We start from the raw sequence: 14,919 nt of genomic DNA, 5'->3' as shown, positions 1-14,919 counted from the left end.
CAGCCCGTCGCCCCCACCGCTTCGCCGCTTTCGCTGCGTCGCCGTCGTTGCGAGAGACGGAATATTAGACAGGTTCGACCAACCGCGCAAGCCCTTTGTGAAACTTTTTTGAACGCGAGGCAATTTTCTGCGTTTTCGCGTCCCTGTCCCACCGCGTCCTATCTGTATCCAGACGCTATAGAGAAGAGTACCGGCGCCCGTCGCACCGCCTTTGGCACAATAGCGCCCATGAACACTGATCTTTCACAGGACGCCTCCGCGCCCGCGCATCCTTTCTCCACCCTCCTGCCCGACACCGTCATTGCCGCCGTCGAGCAGCTTGGCTATTTCAGCGACGGGCGCCTGCTCGCCCTCAACAGTTATGAGAACCGCGTCTATCAGGTAGGGATGGAAGACGGCCCTCCGCTCATCGCGAAGTTCTATCGCCCCCAGCGCTGGACCGACGACGCCATCCTGGAGGAGCACGCCTTCACACAAGCGCTCGCCCATCAGGAGATTCCGGTCGTTGCCCCGCTCAAGACGCAAGGCACGACCCTGCACCATTTCAACGGTTTCCGCTTCGCCCTCTTCCCTCGACGCGGCGGCCGAGCCCCCGAACTGCAGGATCCCGACACGCTCAATTGGCTCGGTCGCTTTCTCGGTCGTATCCACGCAGTTGGCGCCATCCAGCCGTTCCGCCACCGCATCACCCTGGACATCGACACGTACGGACGCACCCCGGTCGACTACCTGTGGGCGAGCGACTTCATTCCGAACGACCTGCGCGACGCCTGGCGCAGCATTGTCGACCTGGCGCTCGCCGGTGTCGCGCGCGCTTACGAGCGGGCTGGAGACGTGAAACTGCTGCGCGTACACGGCGACTGCCACGGCGGCAACGTCTTGTGGACCGATGCCGGCCCGCACTTCGTCGATTTCGACGATACGTGCATGGCGCCGGCGATGCAGGATCTGTGGATGCTGCTTTCGGGCACGCGCGAAGAGATGACGGTCCAGCTCGATGAAGTCCTCTCCGGCTACGAGGACTTTGCCGACTTCAACCCGCGCGAGCTGCATCTCACAGAAGCCTTGCGAACGCTGCGCCTGCTGCACTATAGCGCCTGGCTGGCCCGGCGCTGGGACGATCCGGCGTTCCCCGCCGCCTTTCCGTGGTTCAACACGCAGCGCTACTGGCAGGACCGCATCCTGGAGCTTCGCGAACAGGTTGCCCTCATGGACGAGCCGCCGTTGTCCTGGCGCTGACCGACATCCGCGCGGGCCGACTCGCGGGCCTGTCAGCCGAGTTGGCCGTGTCAGCCGACGCCGCTACCACTGATTCCGCTGGTTCCGCTGCTTCCGCCGGCACGTCCGCCCGCACTCACCACCATCGCCACATGACGAACGCGAGTGCCGCGGCCACGCACCACTCTGCCGCCGACCCGGTCGTCACGTAAAGCGGTGAACGGAAGCGCGTTCGCAACGGCCAGCACAGCGGCACGCCGGACGGCGTGAGCCAATCGGCCAGCAGATGTGACAAATACCCGGCCGCCAACGCAAGCATCCACACCGGCACATGGCCCCAGCCATACAGGCAGCCCACGACCGCCAGGATCGGCAGCAGCAGCGAATGCGTCATGCCACGATGGCCGAAGAGACCGGAGACCAAGAGCGACACCGGTGCGACTCGGCGTCCCAGCATGCTCTTCGGGTGATCGATGTCGGGCAGCAATGCGCCAACGAGCGTCAAGGGCCAGGCGTGGACGCTGGCGGCCCACCCGGTGCGATGCATCAGCCAAGTTGCGCCGATACCGAAAATGAGATGACTTCTGGCTTGCATGGTGAGTCGGCGGCGGTGCGCCCGGCCCCGCTAAAAATGGGCCCGAAGTCTACCACTCGATACACGACGTAGGCAGCCTCGGCGTCCCTTTCGTGCCCCTCTTCCCCCTCACATATCCACCTCTGCGCCTCTCAACGTCTCCACGCCTCTATCCCCTATCTCCCTACGTCGCTACCTCCCTACCTCCCTACCTCCCACCACGAAGCCCCGTCAACGAGCAACCTCCCAAGACACGAATCTCGAATACCGCACATTCGGCGGGTTTCGGTTGACCGTGTCACATGCCCCCCGTACGATCCGCGCGACGGATTTCCAGTCTTTCGCACCGGGACACACCAATCGCCCCGCAGGAGTTTTCAATGAAGAAGTTTCTGATGCTCGCGGCAGCGCTCGCGCCGCTTGCCGCTCACGCCACCAACCCGCTTGTAACGGACGACACCGGCACACAGGACACCGGCAACTGGCAACTCGAGCTGAACAGCGAGTGGATAACCATGCCGAGCGCCCGCCAGCAACAATGGAACAACACGCTGACGTACGGTGTGATGCCCAACCTCGACGTCGCCATCCAGGCGCCCTACCAGCGCACGCGACCCGATGGCGCTGGCTGGACCAGCGGCGTCACCGACCTCCAGTTGCAAGCCAAATGGCGCTTTCTCGAAACCGATCAGTGGAGCCTCGGCCTCAAGCCGTTCGTCTCGCTGCCGACGGCCAGCCAGGATCGCGGCCTCGGCAACGGGCGCGCGACCACCGGCGCGAATCTGTTGATGCAATACAACCTCGATCGCTGGACATTCCTCGCCAACGCCGGCTATACGTGGAACAACAACGGCACCGGCAACCGACAGAGCCTGTGGAACGCGTCCACGGCCGTGCTTTTCAGCGCGACGGACACTGTGCGCCTGGTTGCCGACATCGGTCTCGCGACCAATCCGGACGCCACGACCCGGACAAAGCCCGCTTACGCACTGGTCGGTGCGATCTACAGCCCGACGAAGGACCTCGATCTGGACGTCGGCTACAAGCGCGGCCTGAACCCGGCGTCGCTCGCCCACTCCGTGCAGGCGGGCGCCACGATCCGCTGGTGAGCGCCGCCACGACGTTCACTTCCGAGTGATACGGCGTGCGCGCGGGACGCGGCGAAAATGCACACGTCGCGCATGTTTTTCCGAGGTCCATAAATTTAATGTCATAAATGCTTGACACGATGCGCGGAACTCTCGTATTATTCAGTTCTCAGACGCGGGGTGGAGCAGTCTGGCAGCTCGTCGGGCTCATAACCCGAAGGTCACAGGTTCAAATCCTGTCCCCGCAACCAAATTCGAAAGCCCGTCGGCCGCAAGGTCGACGGGCTTTTGTCATTCCAGGTGATCCTTTTCGCCGACGAATGCGGCAACGGGCCGGCCTTGGTCCGCCTAGAATGAACAGGCGGTTGGGTAACCCGGGGCCATCGTCAGTGCATTCAAGGGGGCATCATGCTCGAGCCCGACAAGGTATTTGCAGGATCGATTCCGAAGTGCTACGACACGCTGATGGTGCCGTTGATCTTCGAGACCTACGCCGTGGATACGGCAGCGATTGTCGCTGCCACCTCGCCCAAGTCCATCCTGGAGACCGCCGCCGGCAGCGGTGCGCTCACGCGAGCGCTCGCGCCGAAGCTCGGCGCTGACGTGCGCTACGTGGTCACCGATCTCAATCAGCCAATGCTCGACTATGCGGCCGGCAGGCAACCGACCGACGCCCGGATCGAATGGACGCAGGCCGATGCGCTCGCCCTACCGTTTGACGATGCATCGTTCGACGTCGTTTGCTGCCAATTTGGCGCGATGTTTTTTCCAGATAGAGCCGCCGGCTATGCCGAGGCGCGTCGCATGCTGACGCCGGGCGGCCGCTTCGTCTTCACCGTATGGGATCGCATCGAAGAGAATGCCTTCGCCGACGAGATCACTCAAGCCATCGGCGCGTTGTTTCCGCACGACCCGCCAAGATTCCTCGCGCGCACGCCGCACGGGTATTACGATGTCGCACGCATCCGGGAGGACCTAAGCCACGCCGGGTTCGTCCACATGACGATCGAAACTCGCGAGAAGGTGAGTTACGGGGCCTCGGCGCGCGACGTCGCCACGGCCTATTGCCTCGGAACGCCGCTGCGCAACGAAATCGAAGCGCGCGACGCCAGCTTGCTTCAACTCGCCACCGAGCGGGCAACGCAGGCGATAGCCCGGCGCCACGGCAACGGTCCGGTCGCTGGCAAAATTCAGGCGCATGTGATCGTGGCGGCGCGATAGCGGCAGCTCCTGGACCGCCGATGCATCGTAAATGGCGCACGCCGGCATTGGACCGCCCCCGGCAGCCTGAGGGCGCGAGCGCTATGACGGCGCACTACCCGCACGACGACAGAACCGTTGCTCGACAACCCGGCTCCCCCATTGCTCGCCTTCCGATTCGTCGGTCAGCGCAAAGCCGAACGACTCGTACAAATGCCGCGCGGCATCGAGCCCCTTGAACGTCCATAGGTACGTTTCGCGATAGCGCGCGTCGACGAAGGCCATGGCCTGCGCCATCAGACGCCGCCCAACCCCGGACCCACGCAACGAATCGTCGACGATGAACCAGCGCAAATGCGCGACACCGGTAGCAAGGTCGCCGTCGATCGCGAGCGAGGCCAGCGTGCGCCCATTCTCCACATGGCGCCACAGCGCTTTGCCGTCGGCGGGCAACCCGCTGGCGAACGCCGCCAGTTCCGTTGCCACCTTCTTCTCGAAAAACACGCCAAACCCCCAGTGTTCTGCGTAAAAGCGCGCGTGCAGGCTGGCAATGTCGCCGATACACCCCGGCTGATAGCCTTCGACCACTTGTGCGGAGACTTCCCCCTCGATCACGCCTTTGGCCGAGTTGTCCTGTGCGAGCGCGTCCGCGTACAGGGCAAGCGCCCGGACCAGGGCCGCCTGATCCGCGGGCACGATGCGCCGCAGCGCGCTGGACACCTGATCGGTCGCAAAGCGGTCGATCTTGCTGCGAAGCCGCTGCCCCGCTTCGGTCAGAGAGAGTTCGGAGGCACGCGCGTCGTTGCTTGCCGTCGTGCGCCTCACGAGCCCGCTGGCCTCGAGCTTCGCCACTTGCCGGCTCGTGTTCGATTTATCCAGCCGCAGCAGGTTGCCCAGGTCCTTGGCACTGATTCCGGGCGTCGCCCCGATCTCGATGATGGCGTGAACCGCCGACGGCGCGAGATCGCTGTCGGCCAGCGTCGTTCGCATGAAGCCGAGTTCGCGAACCAGTCGACGCGAGAAGTCGCGGAGTTCCAGAATCTCCGCTTCGCGAGCCTTGCCAGGTAGATCGACGATATCCATATCTCACCCCCTATCAGTTGCGTATCGCAACCAATATAGTTGCGATACGCAACTTGCGCAAGTCGCTGATTGTGCCTGCGCGTGCTCGACAAGCGAGGAAGACCGTCCAGCGTGACTGAGCCCCGCCGTCACGGCGTCATTGACCGCCACCCAGCAAATCGTGCGCATCCAGGATCGCGTAGGCGATACCGGGACGACTATCGAGGCATCGGCGAACGGCGGCGGGAATCGACGCGTGGAGCTTCCGGCAAAGGCCCGGTTTGGCCACCAACCGAATGCTGATGCCGCGGACCGTCCGGACTTCGTTCACACTCGGCGCGATCTGCAGCGAAATCCCGAGCTGGGCCTGCATCAGGTCAGCTACGCGTTGCAGATCGGCGTAACTGGTCACGGCTTCGATGCGCGCGATCAGCCGTTTCTCCTCCGCCTGCGTCAACAGCAGGAGGCGGCGATCACCGTGCGGGTCTTGCATGAGGCTATCCCGATCACAGGTACAGGCGCCCGGGGGGCATTCCTTGCGGATTGGGAAGCGGGTCTCGTCGACCATAGAATACGAACAGAGGGCGTTGGCGGGACTGACATCGAATTTGCATTATCGATCGTTCGAGTGTCCGTAATCCGGTTGCTTGAATCAATTAGGGATGTCATCGAAGCCCGACCGCGATCGCGGCGCCCTGCCACGGGAACACCGCTGCCCGGGCGAATCCGCCGACCGCGATATAATTTCGCGCTTTGATCGCCTTCGTCGGCCTTTCAGGACCCATCGACATGAGTACTTTGCCCGCTTGCCCGAAATGCAACTCCGAATTCACGTACGAAGACGGGGGTGTCTACATTTGCCCCGAGTGCGCGCATGAATGGTCGGCCCAGGCTGCCGCATCAACGGAACCCACCGAACGCGTCTATCGCGACGCCACCGGAACCCTTCTGCAGAATGGCGATACGGTGACCGTTATCAAGGACTTGAAGCCAAAGGGATCGGGCGGCGTGATCAAGATGGGCACCAAGGTGAAGAACATTCGGCTGGTGGACAGCGACCACGATATCGATTGCAAGATCGACGGCTTTGGCGCCATGAGCCTGAAATCGGAATTCGTCAAAAAGGTCTGATCCGGTCGCCACGCCGGTCGACATCACCGGGCCCGAATATCGAATCCATCGACGTACGCGCGTAAATCGCCGGCGACGGCCGCATCCCAGGCCTTGCCGTCGCAAAGCACCTCGTGCGCTGGCGTGGCCTCCACCGGCACGGCCTCCGCACGTGCCGCCGCCTCGAACAGCGCCGTCTGGCTCACCGCTGCCGCCGTTTGCGCGGCACCGGCCACCGCCGCATCGCCCACCATGCCCCAACGCCGATATTGCGCGATGAACCACATGCCATCCGAAGGGTGCGGGTAATTCACCACGCCCTCGTCGAAGAAGCTCACGGGCAGCAACGCGTGCCGTCCTTGCAGGCGGCCGAAGTCGCCCAGCAGACGCGCCGCGATCAGGTCGCGTGGCGCCCCGACCCACGCCGGCTCCGCCAACCATCCCGCCGCTTCCGCCCGATGCCCGGGCATATCCAGCCAGCGGCACGCGCTGAGCAGCGTGCGCACCAGCGCCTGTGCCGTTTTCGGATAGCGCGACACAAAGTCCCGGCGGCAGGCCAACACCTTCTCCGGGTGATTGGGCCAAATGTCGCTCGACACCACGACCGTGCGCCCCAGCCCGCGCGCCTGGGCCACGGCATGCCACGGCTCGCCGCAGCAAAACCCGTCGAGCCCGCCCTCTTCCATCGCGGCAACCATATGCGCCGGGGGAATCACGATGCTGGAGATCTCGGTGAGCGGATCGATGCCCTGCGCGGCAAACCAGTAATTGAGGAACATCGCATGCGTGCCTGTCGGAAACGTCTGCGCGAAGACCGGCTTGCGCCCGAGCGACGCCAGCGCCGCGCGCAAGTCGCCCGTGCGCGCCATCGCCTCGGCCAGCGACGGCGTGACCGTCACCGCCTGCCCGTTGCGATTGAGCACCATGAGCACGGCCATGTCTTCACGCGGGCCGCCAATGCCCAACTGCACCCCGTACACGAGGCCATATAGCGAGTGCGCGGCATCCAGCTCGCCCGTGAGCAGCTTGTCGCGCACGGCCGCCCACGACGACTCGCGGCTCAGCTCCAGGGTCAGCCCGTGCTCGTGCCCCAGCTCCAGACGCTTCGCGACGATCAGCGGCGCCGCATCGGACAGCGCGATGAACCCCACGCGCAGATGACGTTTCTCTGGCACGCCGTCCGGCCATTGCGCGTCAGAAGCCAACCATGATGACGTCGACATGAGCAGTGTCTATCCCAGTAATTCGGCAATCGAGACGAGCTGGCGCGCCACTTCGACGAGCTTCTCGCCCTGATCCATCGCCCGTTTGCGCAGGATGGCGTAGGCCTCCTGCTCGGAAATCTTGCGTCGGTCCATCAGCAGCCGCTTGGCGCGGTCGATCAGCTTTCGGTCGGCCAGTTCGGTCTCGGCCTTGGCCAGTCGTGCGCGCAGCTTTTCCTCATGGGCGAAGCGCGCAAGCGCCACTTCGAGAATCGGCGCGAGCCGGTCTGCCGCCAGTCCCTCGACGGAGTATGCCGTCACCCCGGCATCGACGGCCGCACGAATCAGCGATTGATTGCCGTCGGCCGAGAACATCAGCACCGGACGCGGCGCCGCCGCGTTCATCACCGCGAGTTGTTCCAGCGTGTCGCGCGACGGCGATTCGGTATCGATGATGACGACGTCCGGGCGCTCGCTCTCCACCACACGCGGCAGCGCCTGCGGCTTGGCGACTTCCACCAGCATCTCGCACCCCAGACGCGCGAGCGCAGTCCGCAACTCGCCAATCGGCTTGTCGGTATCCGTGACGAGCAGCACGCGCAGCATGCCGTGCGCCCCCGCTGTCGTGACAGGGGCGGCAGGCACTGCTGCTTTGCGGGGCGTGTCGGCCTGAGGATCGACGTCCCCGGCATCCGGTGTTTTCGGCAAGTTCGTGGGGGCCAATGCGCTCGGCCGGTCAGTGAAATTCCATCCACGTCGCCGTTGCGGGGCTGCATCGGCTGCGCCCCGTCGGCGACGTCTCTTGTGCTAATCGAACACGCGCTGTTCAGTATAGGTAGTGAAGATACAACGCATCAGGCCGCTCTGGCGATGACGTCGCGCACCGTGTCCGCGGCGGCATCCCCCTCATCGACACCCGTTGCCGTGCTCGGTTCGACCGCCGCGAGCGCCGCTTCACCGACCGCGCCGCCCACGAGCAGGATAGTCGGACTGGCAAACCCCGCGGTGCGAATGTCGGCCGCCAGCCGGCCCAGCGACGTGACCATTCGCCGCTCTTGCGGCGAGCCCGCCCACTGGACCGCCCCCGCCGGGGTTGCCGCATCGAGATGCGCCAGTAGCGTTTCGCTCAGTTCCTCGACCCGATGCAGGCCCATGTAGATCGCCAACGTGGTGCCGGTCGCCGCGAGCGCCGCCCAGTTGGGGGCACTGCCGTCCTGCCGATGCGCGGTGACGAACGTCACGCCCGCACAGTGGTCTCGATGGGTGAGCGACATCCCCAAACCGGCCGCCGCCGCGAACGCCGACGACACCCCGTTGACGATCTCCACCGGCACCCCCGCGCGACGCAGCGCCGAGATTTCCTCGCCCGCACGCCCGAACATCAGCGCGTCGCCCCCCTTCACGCGCACCACGTGCGCGCCGCGTCGCGCAAAGCGGCACATCAGCCGCTCGATGAACGCCTGTGGCGTCGAGCGGCAGCCGCCGCGTTTGCCCACGGCAATCACGCGGGCCTGCGGCGCGAGCGTGGCGATCTCCGGATTGGCCAGATCGTCGACGAGCAGCACGTCGGCTTCGCCGAGCACGCGTGCCGCGCGCAATGTCAGCAGATCCAGCGCGCCGGGACCGGCGCTCAGCAGGGTGACTTTGCCGTTGTTCATGATCGTTCTCCCTCAATTCCTCGATGGTCTGCATGTCGCCCAATTCAAATCCAGTCGGTACCTTCACGATGCGCTGTCCATGTCCCGGGCTCAAGCGACATTCGTCGCGCGCGGCTGCGTCGCAGCGTTGAGCGGCGCCGCGCACATGCGCTGCAACTCCGGCACACACGAGCCGCAGACCGTCCCGCAGCCGAGCCTCGCCTTGAGCTGTGCGACGTCCGCTCCCGCACCGATCGCCGCGTTGATGCTCGACGCCGTCACGGACTTGCACTGGCACACCGTGCGATCGCGTGGCACCGCCGGCCCGCTGTCGGCCACAAAGACCGCATGGCGCGCGCGCGTCCAGGGAGACGTTTCGCGAACACGCGCGAGTAGCGACGTCGACGCGGCGACATCGGCTTCACTGCCCGCCACCAGCACGCCATCGATCAAGGTATCGCACCATGCCACGCGTTTGGTCATCGACCGGCGCGCATCGCGATACTCCAGCAGCGATTCGTCGCGCGGCAGAGCCAGCGCCGTGTGCAGGCGCTCCAGCCAATCGGCGTCCGGCTCGCTGTCGGCGGCCATGACCACGATCCGGTCGTCGCCCTCCAGGCGCACCGTCGCGAAGCGCCGCTCGGACAACAATGGCTGCACCGCCGCGTGCAATTGCAGGGCGTCGCCGCGCCGCACCGCCGCCACCCGCCACGGCAGTGCGAGCGGATCGACACGCACGGCGGCGTGCTTCAGTTCGGGCTGCTTCGAATACTTGTCGACGGCGCCGAGGGTCGTGTCGTTCACGCCCCCGCCGCCGAGAAACTGCCCGCTCCAGTGCATCGGCACGAACACCGTGCCCGAGGCGACGTCGTCGCTCACGACCAGCGTCAACACCCGCTCGCCGCGACGGCTCGATAGCCGCACGACATCGCCCGCGCGCAGGCCGCGACGCGCCGCGTCGGCCGGATGCAGGGTGAGCGCCGGCTCGGGTGCGTGCTCGAACAACTGCCCCACACGCCCCGTACGACTCATGCCGTGCCACTGATCGCGCAGGCGGCCGGTAATCAGTCGCAGCGGATGGCGGGCGTTGATCGGCTCGGCCACGGGTTGGTATTCGAACGCATGAAAACGTGCACGGCCGTCGCTCGTAGCGAACACGCCGTCCTCGTAGCGGCGTGCAACGCCTTGCGCCGCGCCGGCCGGAAACGGCCAATGTTGCGGTCCGCGCTGCTCGAGCAACGCGTAATCGATACCGCCGATGTCGAGGTCGCGTCCCACGGTGAGCGCGCGATGCTCGTCGAAGATGGCCTCGATGGACGAGAACGCGAACGGTTCGGGCGACGCGTCGAGCTTGGGTGCAAGACGCCGGGCGACCTCGCTGGCAATCCACCAGTCGGCCCGGGTCTCTCCCGGCGCCGAGACGGCGGCCCGCACGCGCGAGATACGCCGCTCCGAGTTCGTGACCGTGCCCGCCTTCTCGCCCCAGCTCGTTGCGGGCAGCAGCACGTCGGCATAAGGAACGGTGTCGGTCTGGTGAAACGCCTCCTGCACCACCACGAACTCCGCAGCGGCGAGCGCTTCACGCACGCGCTCACTGTCCGGCATCGAATGCACGGGGTTCGTGCACGCGATCCAGATCGCCTTGATACGGCCGTCGCGCACGGCGTCGAACATCTCCACAGCGGGCAGGCCTGGCCGGTCCGACAGCCCCTGCACGCCCCAAAGGCGCTCGACCTCGGCGCGATGCGCCGCGTTGCCGATCTCGCGATGCGCGGCGAGCATGGTCGCCAGCCCGCCCACTTCACGCCCCCCCATCGCATTGGGCTGACCGGTGAGCGAAAACGGCCCGGCGCCCGGGCGTCCGATCTGCGCGGTGGCCAAATGCAGATGGATGAGCGCGAGATTTTTTTCGGTGCCGTGGCTCGATTGATTCAGCCCCATGCAATAAAGCGACAGCGCCGCCGGGCTCTCGCCAAACCAGTCGGCCGCCTGACGCAACGCCGATTCTTCGATGCCGCAGATGTCGGCCACCAGTTGCGGGGTATAGCCGCGCAGCATCTGCTTGAGGGCATCGAAGCCTTCGGTATGGGCGTCGATGTAGCGCCGGTCGATGCGTCCTTCCCAGATCAGGTGGTGCAGCATGCCGTGAAAGAGCGCAACGTCGGTGCCCGGCACGATGGCCAGATGCAGATCGGCCATCGCCGCCGTATCGGTGCGGCGCGGATCGACGACGATCCAGCGAATCGACGGATCGGCCGCCTTGGCCGCTTCGAGTCGACGGAACAGCACCGGGTGCGCGTAGGCCATGTTGCTGCCGGCGAACAGCACGGTGCGGGCCGCTTCGAGATCGTCGTAGCAGGTGGGCGGCCCGTCTGCGCCGAGCGCCATCTTGTAGGCGCTCACGGCGCTCGACATGCACAGTCGCGAGTTCGTGTCGATGTTGTTGGTGCGCACCAGCCCCTTGGCGAGCTTGTTGAAGACGTAGTAGTCCTCGGTCAACAACTGTCCCGACACGTAAAAGGCGACGGCGTCCGGGCCATGCCGACGGATAACGTCGGCGAAGCGCGACGCCACCGTCTCCAGCGCGTCGTCCCAACTGGCGGGCGCGCGCTCGGCGTCGCGCGTGGTGCGCAGCTCGGGCGTCAGCACGCGTCCGGCAAGCGACTGCGCGGTGAGCGGCAACGTCATGCCCTTGCTGCACAGACGCCCGAAGTTCGCCGGATGCGCCGGGTCGCCCTGCACATCGACGATGCGCTCGCCGTCGCTCTCGACGAGCATGCCGCAACCGACGCCGCAGTAGCAGCAGGTGGTTTGCGTGAGGGTTGTCATGGGGGGCTCCGGCAATCGCGAGGGGTCAGGGGGGCGGGGGTAGCGGGTCAAGCGGCAGCCGTCGCCGCGCTCACCTCGGTACCGATCGCCTCGTCGAGCGACACATACACCTCGCCCGCGTCGATCCGCACGGCGAAGCGCTCTGCACAGCCCACATCGGGTGCGCAGGCTTCGCCGGTCGTCAGGTCAATGTTCCAGGCGTGCAGCGGGCACGTGACCTTCTCGCCGTGCACGATGCCCAGCGAGAGCGCACCGCCCTTGTGTGGGCACTTGTCGCGCAGCGCGAAGACCTTGTCGCTCTCTGAGCGAAAAAGGGCGATGTCGCCGCTCGGATGGGTCAGCACGCGCGTGCCCAGGCGCGGAATCGCGTCCACGTCGCAGACATGCAGCCAGATCGGTTTGGATTGCGTCATGGTGTTCTCCTCAGGCAGTCGCGGGCTCGACGCTCACCGGCACGGTCGAGGTCAGCGGACGGTATTCATTGGCTTGCGCCCCGTTAATGCGCGCTTGCCACGGGTCGGGCAGGCCATCGAGCGAGAAGAGCAGCCGTTCGTACAGCGCGCGACGATTGGCGGCATCGTTCACCACGCGTTGCTTCACGTAGTCGAGGCCCACCCGGTCGAGGTAATGCACCGTGCGGTCGAGGTAATAGGCTTCCTCGCGATAGAGCTGGAGAAACGCGCCCGTGTACTCCTTGACCTCGTCGGCGGTCTTCACCTTGACGAGGAACTGCGCGACTTCGGTCTTGATGCCGCCGTTGCCGCCGACATACAGCTCCCACCCCGAGTCGACCGCGATCACGCCCACGTCCTTGATCCCGGCCTCGGCGCAATTGCGCGGGCAGCCGGACACGGCCAGCTTGACCTTGTGGGGCGACCACATGTTCGCGAGCATGGTCTCCAGATCAATGCCCATCTGCGTGCTGTTCTGCGTGCCGAAGCGGCAGAATTCGCTGCCCACGCACGTCTTCACAGTGCGGATCGACTTGCCGTAGGCGTGTCCCGACGGCATACCGAGGTCGCGCCAGACGCTCACGAGATCTTCCTTCTTCACGCCGAGCAAATCGATACGCTGACCGCCCGTGACCTTGACCATCGGAATCTGGTACTTGTCCGCCACGTCGGCGATGCGGCGCAGCTCGCTCGGGTTCGTCACGCCGCCCTTCATCTGCGGGATGACGGAGAACGTGTTGTCCTTCTGGATGTTGGCGTGCACGCGCTCGTTGACGAAGCGGCTTTGCGGATCGTCCACGGCTTCCTTCGGCCACGTGCTGAGCATGTAGTAGTTCAGCGCGGGACGGCACGTGGCGCACCCGTTGGGCGTGCGCCATTCGAGGAAGTCGAAGGCGGCACGGTGGGACGTAAGGTGATGCTCACGCACCGCGCGACGCACGTCGGCGTGCGACAGATCCGTGCAACCGCACACCGCCTTCTCCTTCGGTGTCGCGTCGTAGGTCGAGCCCAGCGTGCTCATCAGGATCTGTTCGCACAGCCCGGCGCACGAACCGCACGAGCTGGCAGCCTTCGTATGCTTCTTGACCTCATCGAGCGTGAACAAGCCCTTCTCGGTGATCGCCTTGACGATCGTGCCCTTGCACACGCCGTTGCAGCCGCACACTTCATCGGTATCGGACATGGCCGACGCGCGGTTCTGCCCTTGCGTGCCGACGTCGCCCACACTCGACTCGCCGAACATGATGCTGCTGCGCAACTCGCCCAGCGCACGCCCGTCGCGCAACAGCTTGAAGTACCAGGCGCCGTCAGCCGTGTCGCCATACAGGCACGCGCCGACGAGCTTGTCGTCGCGAATCACCAGCTTCTTGTAGACGCCGCTCGCGGGATCGGACAACACGATCTCCTCGGTGCCTTCGCCGCCGAGAAAGTCGCCCGCCGAAAACAGGTCGATGCCCGTGACCTTGAGCTTCGTCGACAGCACCGAGCCGCGATAGCTGCCGATGCCCATGAGCGCGAGGTGGTTGGCGCAGACCTTGGCCTGCTCGAACAGCGGGGCCACGAGACCGTAGGCTACGCCGCGATGGCTCACGCATTCGCCCACCGCGTAGATGCGCGGATCGTAGGTTTGCAGCGTGTCGGACACGACAATGCCACGGGCGCAATACAGACCGGCCGCTTCGGCCAGCGTCGTATTCGGCCGAATTCCTGCGGCCATCACCACGAGGTCCGCGTCGATTTCTTCGCCGTTGCTGAACTTCACGGCCCGCACGCTGCCGTTGCCGTCGTCGAGAATCGCTGCCGTTTGATGCGACAGTCGGAACGCGAGACCGCGCGCTTCGAGCGATTGTTGCAGCAGCTTGCCCGCCGTACTGTCGAGTTGGCGCTCGAGCAGCGTCTCGGCCAGATGCACGACGGTCACGTCCATGCCGCGCAGCTTGAGACCGTTGGCCGCCTCCAGGCCGAGCAGACCGCCGCCGATCACAACCGCATGACGCTTCATGCTCGCCGTCTCGATCATGATCTCGGTATCGCGAATGTCGCGATAGCTGATCACGCCATCGAGATCCTTGCCGGGCACCGGCAGAATGAACGGGCTGGAGCCGGTGGCGATCAACAGACGGTCGTACGGCGCCTCGGTGCCGTCGGCGCAACGCACGACACGGCGCGGTCGATCGATCTGCGTGACTTCCTTGCCCAGATGCAACGTGATGCCCTTCTCGGCATACCAGTCGAGCGGATTGAGCACGATGTCGGCGAACGACTGCTCGCCGGCGAGCACCGGCGAGAGCAGGATCCGGTTGTAGTTCGGATGCGGCTCGGCACCGAATACGGTGATGTCGTACTGATGCGGTGCGATTTCCAGCAGCTCTTCGAGCGTGCGGATGCCGGCCATGCCGTTGCCGATGACGACCAGACGAGGTTTGCGCATGCTGTCTTCTCCTGTTGCAGCGCTTGCAGCGCCCGAAAAACAAAACGGCGTCCGACCGTGCCGAAGCACGGAGGGACGCCGTTGTCCTGTGGGTACGTCGCAGGCGCTCTCGCCTG

General features: G+C 65.3%; 13 protein-coding genes and 1 tRNA gene. 5 read left to right on the top strand and 9 right to left on the bottom strand.

The window, feature by feature from the left end:
• Positions 1-228: 228 nt before the first annotated feature.
• Positions 229-1,239: a serine/threonine protein kinase gene (locus PCE31106_RS06275; protein ID WP_150562723.1), complete on the top strand. Its 1,011-nt coding sequence runs from the start codon at positions 229-231 to the stop codon at positions 1,237-1,239.
• Positions 1,240-1,354: 115 nt separating this feature from the next.
• Here PCE31106_RS06275 and PCE31106_RS06270 read toward each other — a convergent pair whose 3' ends face one another.
• On the bottom strand, positions 1,355-1,813 hold the full coding sequence (locus PCE31106_RS06270; RefSeq protein WP_150562722.1) for a metal-dependent hydrolase: 459 nt from the start codon (positions 1,811-1,813) through the stop codon (positions 1,355-1,357).
• Positions 1,814-2,172: 359 nt separating this feature from the next.
• Between PCE31106_RS06270 and PCE31106_RS06265 the strand changes: the two genes are divergently transcribed.
• The 3 genes from PCE31106_RS06265 to PCE31106_RS06255 all read left to right on the top strand — a co-directional run bounded on the left by PCE31106_RS06265 (position 2,173) and on the right by PCE31106_RS06255 (position 4,101).
• Positions 2,173-2,901 (top strand): transporter, encoded by a 729-nt coding sequence (locus tag PCE31106_RS06265; protein ID WP_150562721.1) that lies wholly within the window; start codon positions 2,173-2,175, stop codon positions 2,899-2,901.
• A gap of 153 nt (positions 2,902-3,054) precedes the next feature.
• A tRNA-Met gene (locus PCE31106_RS06260) sits at positions 3,055-3,131 on the top strand.
• 157 nt (positions 3,132-3,288) lie between these two features.
• On the top strand, positions 3,289-4,101 hold the full coding sequence (locus PCE31106_RS06255; RefSeq protein WP_150562720.1) for a class I SAM-dependent methyltransferase: 813 nt from the start codon (positions 3,289-3,291) through the stop codon (positions 4,099-4,101).
• 81 nt (positions 4,102-4,182) lie between these two features.
• Here PCE31106_RS06255 and PCE31106_RS06250 read toward each other — a convergent pair whose 3' ends face one another.
• Together PCE31106_RS06250 and PCE31106_RS06245 are read right to left on the bottom strand one after the other, a co-directional pair.
• Complete coding sequence (locus PCE31106_RS06250) at positions 4,183-5,163, bottom strand: bifunctional helix-turn-helix transcriptional regulator/GNAT family N-acetyltransferase (RefSeq protein WP_150562719.1); 981 nt, start codon at positions 5,161-5,163, stop codon at positions 4,183-4,185.
• Positions 5,164-5,299: 136 nt separating this feature from the next.
• Positions 5,300-5,635 (bottom strand): hypothetical protein, encoded by a 336-nt coding sequence (locus PCE31106_RS06245; protein WP_017233892.1) that lies wholly within the window; start codon positions 5,633-5,635, stop codon positions 5,300-5,302.
• A 296-nt stretch (positions 5,636-5,931) separates the two neighbouring features.
• Between PCE31106_RS06245 and PCE31106_RS06240 the strand changes: the two genes are divergently transcribed.
• Positions 5,932-6,273 carry a zinc ribbon domain-containing protein YjdM gene (locus tag PCE31106_RS06240; RefSeq protein ID WP_017233894.1) on the top strand — a complete coding sequence of 114 codons (342 nt, stop codon included), beginning with the start codon at positions 5,932-5,934 and terminating at the stop codon, positions 6,271-6,273.
• A gap of 23 nt (positions 6,274-6,296) precedes the next feature.
• Here PCE31106_RS06240 and PCE31106_RS06235 read toward each other — a convergent pair whose 3' ends face one another.
• From PCE31106_RS06235 to nirB, 6 genes are all read right to left on the bottom strand, one after another.
• Complete coding sequence (locus PCE31106_RS06235; protein WP_017233895.1) at positions 6,297-7,475, bottom strand: CmpA/NrtA family ABC transporter substrate-binding protein; 1,179 nt, start codon at positions 7,473-7,475, stop codon at positions 6,297-6,299.
• Positions 7,476-7,484: 9 nt separating this feature from the next.
• Positions 7,485-8,060: an ANTAR domain-containing response regulator gene (locus PCE31106_RS06230; protein WP_017233896.1), complete on the bottom strand. Its 576-nt coding sequence runs from the start codon at positions 8,058-8,060 to the stop codon at positions 7,485-7,487.
• Between the two features lie 248 nt (positions 8,061-8,308).
• Entirely contained in the window at positions 8,309-9,112 is an 804-nt protein-coding gene (gene cobA / locus PCE31106_RS06225; RefSeq protein ID WP_150562718.1) for a uroporphyrinogen-III C-methyltransferase, read from the bottom strand.
• 90 nt (positions 9,113-9,202) lie between these two features.
• Positions 9,203-11,920, bottom strand: a complete 2,718-nt coding sequence (locus tag PCE31106_RS06220) for a nitrate reductase (RefSeq protein WP_150562717.1) — start codon at positions 11,918-11,920, stop codon at positions 9,203-9,205.
• Between the two features lie 47 nt (positions 11,921-11,967).
• The gene (gene nirD, locus PCE31106_RS06215; protein WP_150562716.1) at positions 11,968-12,333 is read right to left on the bottom strand and encodes a nitrite reductase small subunit NirD; all 366 of its coding nucleotides are present in this window, start codon (positions 12,331-12,333) and stop codon (positions 11,968-11,970) included.
• 10 nt (positions 12,334-12,343) lie between these two features.
• On the bottom strand, positions 12,344-14,803 hold the full coding sequence (gene nirB / locus PCE31106_RS06210; RefSeq protein WP_150562715.1) for a nitrite reductase large subunit NirB: 2,460 nt from the start codon (positions 14,801-14,803) through the stop codon (positions 12,344-12,346).
• Positions 14,804-14,919 lie beyond the last annotated feature (116 nt).

The organism is Pandoraea cepalis (assembly GCF_902459665.1).
Taxonomy (GTDB): Bacteria; Pseudomonadota; Gammaproteobacteria; order Burkholderiales; family Burkholderiaceae; genus Pandoraea; species Pandoraea cepalis.
This window is presented reverse-complemented; position numbering and strand designations above follow the sequence as displayed.

What these genes read in the sequence shown, in the direction of transcription:
- PCE31106_RS06230 (WP_017233896.1), bottom strand. Translation starts at nt 8,060, where the DNA reads ATGCTGCGCGTGCTGCTCGTCACGGATACCGACAAGCCGATTGGCGAG.
- PCE31106_RS06220 (WP_150562717.1), bottom strand. Translation starts at nt 11,920, where the DNA reads ATGACAACCCTCACGCAAACCACCTGCTGCTACTGCGGCGTCGGTTGC.
- PCE31106_RS06265 (WP_150562721.1), top strand. Translation starts at nt 2,173, where the DNA reads ATGAAGAAGTTTCTGATGCTCGCGGCAGCGCTCGCGCCGCTTGCCGCT.
- nirB (WP_150562715.1), bottom strand. Translation starts at nt 14,803, where the DNA reads ATGCGCAAACCTCGTCTGGTCGTCATCGGCAACGGCATGGCCGGCATC.
- PCE31106_RS06235 (WP_017233895.1), bottom strand. Translation starts at nt 7,475, where the DNA reads ATGTCGACGTCATCATGGTTGGCTTCTGACGCGCAATGGCCGGACGGC.
- PCE31106_RS06270 (WP_150562722.1), bottom strand. Translation starts at nt 1,813, where the DNA reads ATGCAAGCCAGAAGTCATCTCATTTTCGGTATCGGCGCAACTTGGCTG.
- PCE31106_RS06255 (WP_150562720.1), top strand. Translation starts at nt 3,289, where the DNA reads ATGCTCGAGCCCGACAAGGTATTTGCAGGATCGATTCCGAAGTGCTAC.
- PCE31106_RS06245 (WP_017233892.1), bottom strand. Translation starts at nt 5,635, where the DNA reads ATGCAAGACCCGCACGGTGATCGCCGCCTCCTGCTGTTGACGCAGGCG.
- nirD (WP_150562716.1), bottom strand. Translation starts at nt 12,333, where the DNA reads ATGACGCAATCCAAACCGATCTGGCTGCATGTCTGCGACGTGGACGCG.
- cobA (WP_150562718.1), bottom strand. Translation starts at nt 9,112, where the DNA reads ATGAACAACGGCAAAGTCACCCTGCTGAGCGCCGGTCCCGGCGCGCTG.
- PCE31106_RS06275 (WP_150562723.1), top strand. Translation starts at nt 229, where the DNA reads ATGAACACTGATCTTTCACAGGACGCCTCCGCGCCCGCGCATCCTTTC.
- PCE31106_RS06250 (WP_150562719.1), bottom strand. Translation starts at nt 5,163, where the DNA reads ATGGATATCGTCGATCTACCTGGCAAGGCTCGCGAAGCGGAGATTCTG.
- PCE31106_RS06240 (WP_017233894.1), top strand. Translation starts at nt 5,932, where the DNA reads ATGAGTACTTTGCCCGCTTGCCCGAAATGCAACTCCGAATTCACGTAC.